The sequence below is a fragment of the Glycomyces tenuis DSM 44171 genome, assembly GCF_000427885.1.
Lineage (GTDB): Bacteria > Actinomycetota > Actinomycetes > Mycobacteriales > Micromonosporaceae > Glycomyces > Glycomyces tenuis.
The window spans coordinates 100,982-114,211 of the sequence record NZ_ATYW01000022.1; the positions used below are offsets into that span (position 1 = coordinate 100,982).

14 protein-coding genes are annotated in these 13,230 nt (G+C 69.9%); 7 read left to right on the forward strand and 7 right to left on the reverse strand.

The window, feature by feature from the left end; genetic code table 11:
- Window positions 1–27: 27 nt before the first annotated feature.
- From YWW_RS0121140 to arfB, 3 genes are read left to right on the forward strand one after another with little or no spacing between them, the layout of a single operon-like run.
- Entirely contained in the window at window positions 28–1,158 is a 1,131-nt protein-coding gene (locus YWW_RS0121140) for a hypothetical protein (RefSeq protein ID WP_026931672.1), read from the forward strand.
- Window positions 1,159–1,170: 12 nt separating this feature from the next.
- Window positions 1,171–2,217, forward strand: coding sequence for a phosphotransferase (locus tag YWW_RS32060; protein WP_051326131.1), 1,047 nt, complete (start codon window positions 1,171–1,173; stop codon window positions 2,215–2,217).
- A gap of 19 nt (window positions 2,218–2,236) precedes the next feature.
- Window positions 2,237–2,650: an alternative ribosome rescue aminoacyl-tRNA hydrolase ArfB gene (gene arfB, locus YWW_RS0121150; protein ID WP_342673587.1), complete on the forward strand. Its 414-nt coding sequence runs from the start codon at window positions 2,237–2,239 to the stop codon at window positions 2,648–2,650.
- On the opposite strand, the gene YWW_RS37870 is transcribed toward arfB, so the two are convergent.
- The 6 genes from YWW_RS37870 to YWW_RS0121180 all read right to left on the reverse strand — a co-directional run bounded on the left by YWW_RS37870 (window position 2,647) and on the right by YWW_RS0121180 (window position 7,147).
- Window positions 2,647–3,639, reverse strand: a complete 993-nt coding sequence (locus tag YWW_RS37870; RefSeq protein ID WP_026931674.1) for an NAD(P)-dependent alcohol dehydrogenase — start codon at window positions 3,637–3,639, stop codon at window positions 2,647–2,649. The genes arfB and YWW_RS37870 overlap by 4 nt on opposite strands.
- Before the next feature lie 102 nt (window positions 3,640–3,741).
- Window positions 3,742–4,425, reverse strand: coding sequence for a TetR/AcrR family transcriptional regulator C-terminal domain-containing protein (locus tag YWW_RS0121160; protein WP_026931675.1), 684 nt, complete (start codon window positions 4,423–4,425; stop codon window positions 3,742–3,744).
- A gap of 63 nt (window positions 4,426–4,488) precedes the next feature.
- Window positions 4,489–5,460, reverse strand: a complete 972-nt coding sequence (locus YWW_RS0121165) for a glycoside hydrolase family 43 protein (protein WP_026931676.1) — start codon at window positions 5,458–5,460, stop codon at window positions 4,489–4,491.
- Between the two features lie 45 nt (window positions 5,461–5,505).
- The gene (locus YWW_RS0121170) at window positions 5,506–6,135 is read right to left on the reverse strand and encodes an IMPACT family protein (protein WP_245595482.1); all 630 of its coding nucleotides are present in this window, start codon (window positions 6,133–6,135) and stop codon (window positions 5,506–5,508) included.
- Complete coding sequence (locus YWW_RS0121175; protein WP_026931678.1) at window positions 6,122–6,763, reverse strand: response regulator; 642 nt, start codon at window positions 6,761–6,763, stop codon at window positions 6,122–6,124. Before YWW_RS0121175 ends, YWW_RS0121170 begins: the two co-directional genes overlap by 14 nt.
- Before the next feature lie 9 nt (window positions 6,764–6,772).
- On the reverse strand, window positions 6,773–7,147 hold the full coding sequence (locus YWW_RS0121180) for a CBU_0592 family membrane protein (protein WP_026931679.1): 375 nt from the start codon (window positions 7,145–7,147) through the stop codon (window positions 6,773–6,775).
- 479 nt (window positions 7,148–7,626) lie between these two features.
- Between YWW_RS0121180 and YWW_RS32065 the strand changes: the two genes are divergently transcribed.
- The 4 genes from YWW_RS32065 to YWW_RS32075 all read left to right on the forward strand — a co-directional run bounded on the left by YWW_RS32065 (window position 7,627) and on the right by YWW_RS32075 (window position 11,445).
- On the forward strand, window positions 7,627–8,574 hold the full coding sequence (locus YWW_RS32065; protein ID WP_051326133.1) for a LysR family transcriptional regulator: 948 nt from the start codon (window positions 7,627–7,629) through the stop codon (window positions 8,572–8,574).
- Window positions 8,575–8,628: 54 nt separating this feature from the next.
- Complete coding sequence (locus YWW_RS32070) at window positions 8,629–9,987, forward strand: UDP-N-acetylglucosamine 1-carboxyvinyltransferase (RefSeq protein ID WP_051326134.1); 1,359 nt, start codon at window positions 8,629–8,631, stop codon at window positions 9,985–9,987.
- Between the two features lie 29 nt (window positions 9,988–10,016).
- A complete protein-coding gene (locus YWW_RS0121195) occupies window positions 10,017–10,601 on the forward strand; it encodes a hypothetical protein (protein ID WP_026931680.1) in 585 nt (194 codons plus the stop codon).
- Window positions 10,602–10,875: 274 nt separating this feature from the next.
- Window positions 10,876–11,445: a PadR family transcriptional regulator gene (locus tag YWW_RS32075; protein ID WP_081687641.1), complete on the forward strand. Its 570-nt coding sequence runs from the start codon at window positions 10,876–10,878 to the stop codon at window positions 11,443–11,445.
- A 24-nt stretch (window positions 11,446–11,469) separates the two neighbouring features.
- Here YWW_RS32075 and YWW_RS32080 read toward each other — a convergent pair whose 3' ends face one another.
- Window positions 11,470–12,804, reverse strand: coding sequence for an Hsp70 family protein (locus tag YWW_RS32080; RefSeq protein WP_051326136.1), 1,335 nt, complete (start codon window positions 12,802–12,804; stop codon window positions 11,470–11,472).
- Between the last annotated feature and the right edge of the window lie 426 nt (window positions 12,805–13,230).

Consider the following 13,230-nt stretch of genomic DNA (forward strand, 5'->3'; position numbering starts at 1 on the left):
AGAAGCGGGGGTTGGTAGCATCGCCCGATGCCCCCGCTCCTCCCCCGAGGCGCCCTCGAGGTGCCGTCGCTGAAGGCCCGCTGGGCCGCTTTGGCCGCTTTGGCCGCACTCGCGGCCCCATTCGCGATCAGCGCCGCTCACGACGCCCTGCCCGCCGCGCTCACGCAGCAGACCACCGAATTCACCTGGGACGCCGACGCCATCGCGGCCGCGGACGCACCGGTCGACACCCGTCTCACCGCGCTCTTGGCCGACCCCGAATCGCCCCGTGGCGCGAAGGTGCGCGGCAGTGCCGATGGCGATGCGTTCACCGTCACCGCCGTCTGGGAGCCCGGTGTGACCGTCACCGAAATCCGCCTGGACCACTACACCGACCTCCACGGCGAAGGGCTCCGCATCGGCTTGGCCGCTGAGACCACCACCCATACCGGCGAGCACTGCCTTGCCGTCGCCGTGACCGGTCTGGACACCGCCATCGGCGACACCAGTCTGCGTACCTGCGCCCGCACCGATGCACAAACGCAGAACGACACCTATCCTGGCCGCGGCGAGAATTTCGACAACGGCAAATGGCACCCAGGGCACCTTTTCCTCACCCAGACCGCCCAGGTCACACCCGCTACGACCAGTGAGCATCTCGTCGAGTACCTCGGCATCGGCGCCAATCCCGGCGATGCCTACGAGAGCGGCCTGTGGGGACCGAACTGGTGGCAGCCGATGGACTACAGCCCCTACAACGAGCTCTGGCGTTGGTCGTGCGACCAGCCAGACCCCACCGTCGCGCTCGACGACGACCCGACCTACGGCGAGCAGTACGCCCCGCCCCTGGCCGAAACCGAACCGCCTGCCCTGCCGATTCCCGCGTGTGCACCGATCAACCACGAAGGCAGCATGAACCCGCAGTCGTTCGTCAGCTTCTCCACCGCTCCGTTCACCGCCACCGCGCCCAGTCCGCTCTCGGCCTGGGCGCGCTACAACGACGCCGGAGGCCGATCGCAGCCGTTGCGTATCGCAACCGCTGCCGATCTGCGCACCTGCGATGCCGCCATGGACCGCTGCCACACTGACACCGGAGCCGATTGGCTCGACGCCATGCTCGGTATCGACTGCACTCACGCCATCGGCAGCCCGTGTCCCGGCGTCGGGCCGGGCGACTGACACAATCGAGGCGTGCTCCACGATCTCGTCTGCTCCCCCGTCGGTGTCCCGTCCGGTTGGGAGCCGCTGCAACACAATGCCGCCAATGAGGCCACCGGCGGCATCTGGCGCGTCACCGGCCCCGGCGGCACCGCCGTCCTCAAGCACGCGACGCCCGGCGAGGGCGGGAGCGGGCATTGGGCGCCCAGTGACGATGCGCGGCACTGGAACTACTGGAAGCGCGAATACCTCGCTTACACCACCGGCGCGGCCGAACGCTACGGCGAGGGCGCCGGTCTGCTTGCGCCGCGGCTGCTGACCGCGGGCGAGCGGCCCGACGGCTCGGCCGAGTTGTGGCTCGAGGACGTCCAGGGCGCATCGGGCGGCCGGTGGGCGGTCGAGCAGTTCGCGCTGTTCGCCCGCCGGCTCGGCGCCGCCCAGGCCCGGCACGCGGCATCGCCCGAGCAGCCGTGGCATTCGCGGCGGTGGCTGCGCCAGTACGCCAGCTCCCGCACCTTCGGCGACATCGACTGGGACCATCCGGTCGCGGCCCGGCACTGGCCCGATGAGCTGCGCGAGGGGCTGCGCGTGATCTGGAAGCGCCGCGGCGACCTGTTCGACCGGGCCGAGGCCCTCCCGCAGACGCTGTGCCACTTGGACGTGTGGCCGATGAACCTGCTGATGCGCGGCGCGGATCCGGTGCTGCTCGATTGGGCGTTCGTAGGGCGCGGCGCGGTCGGTGAGGACGTCGCGAACCTCATCGCCGACACCTTCCTCGACGGTCTGCAGCCGGTCGATCGGCTCGATGAGATCCGGGGGGCGCTCGTCGACGCCTACCGTGCCGGGCTCGTCGAGGCCGGCGGGAGGAGCGAGGGGCTCGAGACGGCCGTCGCGGTCACCGGCGCGGCCAAGTACTGCTGGCTGGCCCCGTCGATACTGACGCGGCTCGCGCAGGGCAGACCGCTCGATGCGGGCGCGTATGAGGCCGAGGCGGGCGTGGGCGATGACGCCGTGCTGGTCCGGTGCCGGCCGATCATGGCCATGTTCGTCGCTTGGGCGCAGGCCGCGCTCGACTACTGAGGAAGGGCTCGCCGTGCCTGTGCGCGTCACCGACGAGATCGTCATTCCCGACAGCGAGTTGACCTGGCGGTTCTCGCGGTCGTCGGGGCCGGGCGGGCAGGGGGTCAACACGACCGATTCGCGCGTCGAGCTCGTGTTCGATCTGGTTTCGACCAGGGCGATTCCCGAGCCGCTGGTCGAGCGGGCGCGCTCGCGCCTGGCGGGCCGCCTGGTCGATGGGACGGTGGTGGTCGCGGCCTCGCAGTTCCGGTCGCAGTTGCGCAACCGGCAGGCCGCGGCCGAGCGGCTCGGTGAGCTGCTGCGGCGTTCGATCGCGGCGCCGCCGCCGTCGCGCAAGGCGACCCGGCCGTCGAAGGGCGCCAAGCGGCGGCGTCTCGAGGAGAAGCGGCGCCGTTCGGAGACCAAGCGGCTGCGCCGGGACACCTCCGATTAGGGCACGGTGATGACGATGTTGCCGCTGGCCCGGTGGCTGAGCATGTGGGCGACGGCTTTCGGGGTCTCCTCGAGTGGGTAGGCGTGGTCGACCACAGCCCGGATCGCGCCGGATTCGAGGAGCCGGGCGAGGGCGGTGAGCGCCTCGCGGTGGTATTCGGTGGTGACGAATCGGACGTCGGCGCGGCGCAGGCGTCCGAGCAGGTTCGCTCTGGCCATGCGGCCGAGGCCGGCGAGCAGGCCGCCGGTGTTGCCGACGCTGTTGGGCATGAGGACGCCGCCTTCGGCCAGGGCGCGGATGGTGCGGCTGGGCGGGTGGTTGAGGACGTTGTCGAGGATGGCGTCGTAGCGTTCGGTGCCTGCGGTGAAGTCGTCGGTGGTGTGGTCGATGGCGGCCGCGGCGCCGAGGGAGCGGACGAGGTCGAGGTTGCCCGGGCCGCAGACGCCGGTGACGTGGGCGCCGTCGTGGGCGGCGATCTGGACGGCGAAGGTGCCGACGCCGCCGGAGGCGCCGTTGACGAGGACGCGCATGCCGTCGTGGACGGGGGTGGTCGCTCGCCAGGCGTGCAGGGCGGTCAGGCCGGACATGACCGAGGCGGCGGCGGTTTCGAAGCTGAGGGCGGCGGGTTTGCCGATGAGCTGGGCGGCCGGGGCGAGGGCGTATTCGGCGAAGGTGCCGGTGGTGGTCATGCCGCCGGTCCAGGCCGATCCGAAGACGTCTTGGCCCGGCCGCAGGTCGGTGACGTCGTCCCCGACGGCTTCGACGGTGCCGGCGAGGTCGGTGCCGCGGACGGCGCCGCGGCGCATCTCGCCGGCTCTGGCGCGCAGGAGGTAGGGGGTGCCGGTGACGGCGATCCAGTCGGGGGTGTTGACGCCGGTGGCCTTGACGCGGACGAGGACTTGGCCGGGGCCGGGTTCGGGCCGTTCGATGTCGGTGAGGGCGAGGACCTGTTCGGGTGCGCCGTAGCGGTGGTGGACGACGGCTTTCATGCTGGCTCCAAGGGGTGTTCTTACAACGTAAGGACAACGATAGGCTTACAAAGTAAGGCTGTCAAGGGGCGCGCGGTGCCCCGGACCCATACGGGACGGGGTTCAGGATCCGGCGCGGAGCCGTTCGAGGCCCTCGAGGATCAGATCGAGCCCGAACTCGAACTCGGCCTGGTAGTCGCACCAGCCCAGCCGCCCCGACGAGCCGTGGGCGGCCTCGGCGACCATCGCGGCCAGATGCGGGACCTGTTCGGCCATGGCCGCCACCGCCTCCTGGGGCATCGCCTCGCCTCCGCCGGCCGGCTCGAACAGCTCCTGCGAGAAGCCCAGGGCCCGGCTCCCCAGGGCGTGCAGCGCCCGATGCCCCAGGTCGTAGCTGAAGCCGCCGCGCAGCATCAGCGCCAGCAGGCCGTCGTAGTAGCGGGCCACCGGCAGACTCCCCCCCGTGCGCGTCTCGAACACGCCGGGCGCCCACGGGTGGCGCAGCAGCACCTGCCGGGCGGTGAGCACGCGCCGGCGCATCGCCGCCCGCCAGTCGAGGCCGTCCTCGTCCAATGCGTCCACCGCCGCGGTGATCTCGGCCATGACGACCTCCACGAGCCCGTCGAGGACGGCCTCCTTGTTCGCCACGTGGTGGTACAGCGACATCGCCTCCACGCCGAGCGACTCGGCGAGGCCGCGCATCGTCACCGCCCCGACCCCGCCCGCATCGGCCAGCGCCGCGGCGGCCCGCAGGACGCGCTCCCGGCTCAGACGGGCCCCGGTCCCGCTCCCCGTTCCGCCGCCCATCGCCGCACTCCCTCTCCCTGGTCGCGAAGCCACCGTACAGCCCGCTGCCGGGCCGCCTCGCCCCTACCGCCGCTCGGGCAGCGGCTCGCCGAACACCGGCAGGCCCGCCTCCGACCAGTCGAACCGTTGGAGACGGCAGTGCCGGTCGGGGTTGTCGAGCGGGTCGCCCTCGATCTCGGCGTAGGCGCGGGCGTGGAAGACCAGCACGTCGCGCCCGTCCTCGTCGACGGTGAACGCGTTGTGGCCGGGCCCGTAGATCCCGTTCGCCTCGCTGGTGGCGAAGACCGGCTCGTCGTGCTTGGTCCACGAGGCGGGGTCGAGCAGATCGGATCCGACCTCGGCGCTGAGCAGGCCGACGCAGTACTCGGCGCCGGTCCCCGAGGCGGAGTAGGTGATCAGGACGCGCCCGTCGCGGACGATGGCGTAGGGGCCCTCGTTGACGGCGAAGCGGATCGTCTCCCACGCCGCCTCGGGCCGCGAGAGCTCGACCGGCTCGCCGGCGAGGGTCCAGGGGTCGGCCAGTTCGGCGAGGTAGAGGCTGGTGTTGGTCTCCGGCAGGGCCGGGTTGTGCTGGGCCCAGCACAGGTAGCGGCGCCCGGCGCAGGCGAAGGTGGTCGCGTCCAGGGAGAACGAGTCGATCGGGGTCCGGATCCGCCCGCGCTCGGTCCAGGTGCCCTCCAAGGGGTTCGCTCCGGTGTTCTCCAGGACGTACATGCGGATGCGCCAGACGTCGGCGGTCTCGTCGCCGGCCTCGCCGGCGGCGAAGTAGACGTACCAGGCGCCGTCGATCCAGTGGAGTTCGGGCGCCCAGATGTGCGAGCCCATCGGGCCGGACTCGTGGGCGGTCCAGATCGTCACCTCCTCGGCCTCCCGGAGTCCGGCGAGGGACTCCGAGGCGCGCAGCACGATCCGGTCGAAGGACGGGACGGTGGCGGTGAAGTAGTAGCGGCCGTCGCTGTGGCGGACGATCTGGGGGTCGGCCCGCTGCTCGATGAACGGGTTCGGGAACCGCCCCGCCGTAGAGTTATCGTTCACATCATGGTCGGTCATCACATGCCCCATCTCTCGGAAAGCAACAGCTTACAACTCCACCCGCACCGACCCCGCCGGCTCGACCTCAGCGGCCCCCGCCGTCTGCGACGCCAACCACGCCACGAACACCTCCACATCGGCACAGGCCACATCGAAGACCACCACCGAAGCGAAATCCACCCCGCACAACCGCACATCCTCCCGCAACCGCAACAGCCCCTCCAGACTCCCGGCCCGCCCGTAGTCGAGCCGCACCCGCAGCCGCGACCACACCGCCACCACCACCGTCCCGGCCCCCTCGACCGCCCGCGACACCGCCCCGCCATAGGCCCGCACCAAACCACCAGCACCCAGCTTCACCCCACCGAAATACCGCGACACCACCGCCAACACCTCACTGAGACCACGCCCCCGCAACACCTCCAGCATCGGCGCCCCCGCCGTCCCCCCAGGCTCCCCGTCATCACCCGACCGCTCGACCGCACCACCACCGAGAATGTAAGCCGTGCAATGATGCGAAGCACCCCACATCGCCCGCCGCCGCTCGGCGATCCGCTCCCGCACCGCCGCCTCATCGGCCACCCGGTACACCGTGCAGACGAACCGCGACCGCATCACCACCGACTCGGCAGTGAACTCCGGCACCGCCAAGGTCCGCACCGGATCAGCCGACGACACCGTGCTCCCACGCCCAGATCGCGATCTCCGTGCGATTGCGCGCCCCCAACTTCATCCGCACCGCCTCCAGATGCGTCTTCACCGTCGAGACCGACACGAACAACGCCCCCGCGATCTCCGCGTTCGTCCGACCCCGCGCCACATGCTCGACCACGTCCAGCTCACGCTCGGTCAACACCTCCTCGGCCTTCGGACCCCGCGCCACCGGCTCGGCCAGACGCTGCAACAGCCGCACCGTCACCGACGGCGACACCAGCGACTCCCCGTCAGAAGCCGCCCGCACCGCCTCCACCAGCAGCGTCGGACCCGAATCCTTCAACAAGAACCCCGTCGCACCCGACCGCAACGCCCCGTACACGTACTCATCGGTATCGAACGTGGTCACCACCACGATCCGCGGACCCGAACCACCCGCCAGCAACGTCCGCGTCGCCTCCAAGCCGTCCAACCGCGGCATCCGGATATCGAACAGACACACGTCCGGGCGATGCCGACGCGCCTGCGCCACCGCCTCCACACCGTCGGCGGCATCGGCCACGACCTCCATGTCGCTCTGCGCATCGATAATCGCCCGGAACCCGGCCCGCACCATCTCCTGATCGTCGGCGATCAGCACTCGGATTGTCACACGTGCAGACTAGCGGCCCGCACCGACCAGCTCGAGCTCACCGGTGTTCCCCATGTCGAACACCGCGGCAGGCGCCTCCACCGACCCGACCGGCGCCGACTCACCACTCGCCTCCGCGCCCGCCGCAGCGGTCGCCACCGCCTCACGATGCCGCACGACCAAGGTCACCGACACCATGACCAGCCACGACACCTCCAAGATGATCAGGCCCCAGTCGGCGCCCATGATCGCCGAAGCGAGCAGAATGACCCCACCAGAGGCCACGATCAGCAGCGACGTCGGCTGCGTCGCCGTGATACGACGAGTCTGAATGAGCAGATAGTTGGCCACGCACAGCAGCGCCCCGGCGATCTGGAGCACCATGCGCAGGTCGAAGTCCAGCATTGCAGCGAAATCCTTCTCAGTCACAGGTTCAAGACACGAACGCACGCCAACACCGCCGCACCGCGGCGACGTGCAAAAAAGAGAGGTGAGAAAAGTAGGGGGACCTCGGGAGGGGCAGCCCCGATCAGACGGCGGCGGCCCGCGCACTCGGACGGCTCCGCGCCGTCACCACGGCCGTCGCACCGCGAAGCACCCTGGTCTGAAGCGACCCACAAGCGCACCGCGTCCACATCGTGACGCCCGACGGTGTCGGATGCACAGAGACAGTCGTCACCGGATCGTCATCAGGCCAACCACAAAACGGGCAGCACAGCATGAGCCTTCCTCCTCACAGGATGTCTGAAAACATGAGATCGTCGCGGGTCGACGCCCGCACATCGAATGTAAGACCTCATTCGCCCGGGGCACAACACACCGGCAGCCTGAGTTTGCGAAACTCACTGTGAAGCGAAGGCTTAAGCGTCAAGGAGGCCCACACCGTGATCGATCTGCGCCGACTCCACGTCCTGCGCGCCATCGCCCACCACGGCACCGTCTCCGGCGCCGCCAAATCCCTGCACATGTCCACCTCCGCCGCCTCACAGCAGATCCGCCTCCTCTCCAAAGAACTCGGCGTCCCCCTCCTCGAACCCCACGGCCGCCGCGTCCGCCTCTCCTCCGCCGCCCAGATCCTCCTCGCCCACATCGACGCCATCGAAGCCATGTGGCGCCTCGCCGAAGCCGAACTCCAAGCCACCGAAGGCGAACCCTCCGGCCTCCTGCGCCTGTGCGGATTCCCCACCGCCATCGCCACCCTCCTCGCCCCCCTCGTCGACCGCGCCCGCACCCGCCACCCCGCCCTCGAACTGCGCCTCCGCGAAACCGAAGCCTCCGAAAGCTTCGACCTCCTCTTCGCCGGCGAAGCCGACCTCGCCCTCGTCGAAGCCACCCCCGACAACCCGCCCCCCGAAGACATCCGCTTCGACTCCCAAACCGTCTTCAACGACCCCTTCGACCTCGTCGTCCCCGCAGACCACCACCTCACCGACACCACCACCATCGACCTGCGCTCACTCGAACGCGAACCCTGGGTCATCGGCGTCCCCGGCTCCATCCACCGCCGCCACGTCCTCACCGCCTGCTCCAACGCCGGATTCCGCCCCACCGTCATCGGCGAAGCCCGCGAATGGAACGTCATCGCCATCATGGTCGCCCACGGACTCGGCGTCGCCCTCGTCCCCCGCCTCGTCGACCTCCCACCCCACCTCGACCTCACCCGCATCCCCGTCTCCGGCCCCTTCACCCCATTCCGCCACTTCCGCGCCGTCACCCTCCGCGGCGCCGCCCGCCGCCCCGCCGTCGCCGCCGTCATGGAAATCCTCGACGAACTCCTCCGCGAAGCCGAAGGCATCGGCCCCGCCCCAGACCCCTACCCCCAAACCCCCTAGGGCCGGTGCCCCCGAACCCCACAGAAACACCCCCGACTCCGCTAGTCTGACGCCATGCTCGAGACCGAAGCCGGCACGCGCCCCACCTCAACGGCCCCCATCCACCTGCGCGTCCGCGGCGGCGTCACCCTCTCCGGCTCCATCGACGTCAAAACCTCCAAGAACGCCGGCGTCGCACTCCTATGCGCCAGCCTCCTCAACAAAGGCACCACCACCCTCCGCCGCGTCGCCCGCATCGAAGAGGTCAACCGCATCCTCCGCGTCCTCGCCAGCATGGGCGTCCGCTACCGCTGGCTCGGCCCCGACGGCGACCTCGAAATCGACCCACCCGACCACCTCGACCTCACCCGCATCGACGCCGACGCCGCCCGCCGCACCCGATCCATCATCATGTTCCTCGGCCCCCTCCTCCACGAATACCCCGAATTCGAACTCCCCTTCGCCGGCGGCTGCGAACTCGGCGACCGCACCGTCGAACCCCACATGGTCGCCCTCCGCCGCTTCGGCCTCTCCGTCGAAACCTCCCACGGCTGCTACCACGCCTCCGTCAAAGAGAAGACCGAACCCCCCGGCACCATCGTCCTGACCGAACGCGGCGACACCGTCACCGAAAACGCCATCATGGCCGCCGCACGCCACCCCGCACCCACCACCATCCGCAACGCCTCATGCAACTACATGGTCCAAGACCTCTGCTTCTACCTCGAACGACTCGGCGTCCGCATCGACGGCATCGGCACCACCACCATCACCGTCCACGGCCGCGAGACCATCGACGTCGACATCGACTACGCCCCCTCCGAAGACCCCATCGAAGCCTGGAGCCTCATCACCGCCGGCATCGTCACCCAATCCGAGATCACCGTCCGCCGCGTCCCCATCGAATTCGTCGAAATCGAACTCGCCCTCGCCGAAGAAATGGGCCTGCGCTACACCTGCGACACCGAATACCTCGCCGCCAACGGCCGCACCCGCCTGCTCGACCTCACCGTCCACCCCTCCGAGCTCCACGCCCCCATCGACAAGATCCACCCCATGCCCTTCCCCGGCCTCAACATCGACAACCTCCCCTTCTTCGCCCTCATCGCCTCCTGCGCCGAGGGCTCCACACTCATCCACGACTGGGTCTACGAGAACCGGGCGATCTACCTCACCGAACTGAACCGACTCGGCGGACGCGTCCGCCTCCTCGACCCACACCGGATCTATGTGGACGGACCGATCCGCTGGTCCGGCACCGAAGTCGTCTGCCCACCCGCCCTGCGCCCCGCCGTCGTCCTCCTCCTCGCCATGCTCTGCGCCAAAGGCACCTCAGTGCTGCGCCACGTCAACGTCATCCACCGCGGCTACGAACGACTCACCGAACGACTCAAAAAACTCGGCGCCGAGATCGAGGTCTTCTGGGGCGACTGAACTCGCACCGATATGTGAAACTGCACCGTATGAACCTCGTCCCCGACCTCGCACCCGACAACTACGCGCTGCTGCGCCTGATGCTCGCCCACCTGCGGCATCTAGAGAAGAAGAACGGCGAAAGGCTGTCCGCCCCGCAGTGGACCATCGCCGCGCAATCGGCCAAGACGGTCGCGGCCGCCAAATTCCCCGGCCACGTGATCGACCCCGACGACATCCCCATGATCATCGGCACCGGCGCACCCGGACGCCACCGGCACCTGTACACCTCGATGCCGTGCCCGCCGAGCGTGGCCGCCGCGGCCGACGAGTCCGATGTCGCGATCTTCATCTACAACCGGCGCGGCCGAATCCAGCCGGCGAACCGCACCGCCACCGCCCGGCAGCCCCGCCCCTGGTACCCGCCGGCCAAGGCAGACGTCCCCATGGGCATGATGAGCGACGCCGCCTGGGGACCGGTCGAACAGGCCATCGGCGAGACGGACACGATGGGCGACGAGACCGGACGTCCGGGCGTCTTCGAGGCCGCCGCCGGCTGGCTCGTCCTCCTGGTCTTCCTGGTCTTCCTCGCCGGATCGGCCTACCTCGCCCTGTGGTTCTTCGACATCGTCTGACCCACGGAGCCGCTCTGTTCTCGGTGAGCGCGCGGGCGAAGCCCGCGCTCCTCATTTTCGAATGGGTTCGGTCCGGAGCACCGGAGAGGTTCTTTACCTCGAATCCGATATATATCTGTTAAGAACGGAAGCTGTACCGCCATGCGCTCGCCCGGCCCGCTTTCGCTTGGCGTGGGGGTTTTCGGGCGCGGCCGCGCTGGGATCGGTCAAGAAAATCCGCGGAAAGCTCTGTCTCGTAGTCGAGATATATTGTTGAATCTGCAATGATATGGGCATGTTGAAGATGGCCATACTCGGATTCCTGCGGGACTTCCCGCTCCACGGCTACGACCTCAAGAACCGGGTCGCCGCCCTGGCCGGCCACGTCCGGCCCATCGCCGACGGCACGCTCTATCCGACCATCAAGAAGCTCGAAGAGGCCGGCTGCCTCACCAGGCGCACCGCGCCCGGCTCGGTGGCCGCGCCCCGCCACATGCTCGAGATCACCCAGGAGGGCACCGACCAGCTGCGCCGCTGGCTGCGCAACCCCGAACCGGTCTTCATCACCGACGACAACAAGTGGTACGTGCTCCTGGCGTTCCTCCACCACCTGGACAACCCGCGCGAGCAGTCGATCGTGCTGGCCCGCAGGCGCGAATACCTCGACCAGCCGACGCAGCTGTTCTACGACGAGCAGGGGCGCCCCGTGCCGCCCGAACAGCTCGACTCACCGTTCCGCAAGGGCCTCATGCAGATCCACCGCTCGGTCAACCTGAACGAGATCGACTGGCTCGACGGCCAGATCGCCGAACTCGACCGCCGCGCCGGCTACACCGTCGCCCACGGCGCGGCGGAGCGGTCTTGAACCGGTCTGGCGGCACGGCGCCGGTCAGTTGAGGATGTTGGCGAGCAGCACGAAGAAGACCACGAACAGGACCACCACCGCCGTGCCGGTCACCAGCACCGCCGGCTCCTGGTGCAGCGGGCGCTTGCCCGCCGCGGGCTGCTGCTGCGCCGAGGGCTGGGGGTGGAGGATCGGGTTCTGCGGAGGCAGCATCTGCGGCGCCTGCACCGGAGGCCGGGGGCCCGAGGGCATCCCGCCCGACGGCGAGACGGGGCCGCCCGAGGTCGGGCCGGTCGGCGGCAGCTCGGTCGGGGCCGGCCCGGTCGAGGCGCGCACGGCGCCCTCGACGACGACGGTCTCGGGCTGCTCGAAGGTCTGCGGCGGCACCCCCAGCTTGGTGTGGATGAGCTGGGAGATCATCGGGATGCGCGAAGAGCCGCCGACGAGGAAGATCCCCACCAGGTCGGCCGGGTTCAGCCGCGCCGAGCCGATGGCCTTCTGCAGGCAGTCGACGGTGCGCTCCAGCGGCGGGCGGGCGATGTCCTCGAACTCCGCCCGCGTCAGGTGCGCGTCGACCTCGAGCGCCGGCAGGTGGATGTCGGCGCTGGCGGTGCGCGAGAGCGTCTCCTTGGCGCCGCGGACGTCCTCGTACAGCATGCGCCGGTAGCGGCGGTCGCGGTCGTCTGAGGGATTGAGCAGCCGCCGCCAGTCCTCGGGGTGGGAGACGCCGTAGGTCTTGCCGAGATGCTCGACGATGCCGTGGTCGAAGTCGAGGCCGCCGACGTCGCCGACGCCTTCCTCGGCGAGCACTTCGAAGCCGGTCTGGGTGCGGCGCACCACGGTCGCGTCGAAGGTGCCGCCGCCGAGGTCGTAGATCGCCAGGCTGCGCCCGGGCGGGACGGCGGTGCCGAGCACGGAGGTGAAGTAGGACGCCGCCGCCACCGGTTCGGGGATGAGCTGGGGCGCGGGCAGCCCGGCCAGGCGGGCCGCGTCGACCAGGATCGAGCGCCGCCGCTCGCCCCACCGCGCCGGGTGGGTCAGGCGGACCTGTCCGGGCATCTGACCGGCCTGCCGCTGGGCTTCGAGGGCGACCTGCTGGAGGACATAGGCGAACACCTGCGGCACCGGGATCTCGGAGGTGCCGAGGAACACCGAGCCGTCGTCGATGCGGCGCTTCGGGTTCGGCTCGAAGCGGGCGGGGTCCATGCGGGCGTTGCGCTCGGCGTCGCGTCCGACGAGCATGCGGCCGTCGGAGTTGTAGTAGACCGCCGAGGGCAGGATCGGGGCGCCGTCGAACAGCAGCGGGCGGACTCGGCCGTCGGCCGAGCGCAGCACGGCGACGGTGTTCGAGGTTCCGAAATCGATTCCAAGCACGTGCATGTGAGAACTCCTTGTCTGACCACACCTTACTAAGCTCGCCCACCCCGGCTGTGACCCTGGGGGCGCTTTCACCGGGCGTCGGCGAGCGTTTGCGCCGCGGCCGGCGTCGGCCGTCCGAGAGGAGGCGTCCGAGCTCGGCGCCGTCTCCCCCGTCCGCCCGAGCGCGAACGCATCGGATGCTACCTGCGGGCGGATGCGGCGGCTGCGGCGGCGCTGGCCGCGGTCGAGTATGGTGCTGTTGGCCTTCACGGGAGCGGCGGGCCTCCAGGAGCCGCGGCGGCGGTGCGCACTCGGCCGTGGCGGAATTGTGACGGTGTTGTGTCACACTTCAAGGGGAGGTCCGTGGCATCCGGACGCCCGTCGCGTCACACTTGGGGGTCGACGTCGGGAAACATTCAGCCGGGCCACGGTGTTGAGAACAGTGGA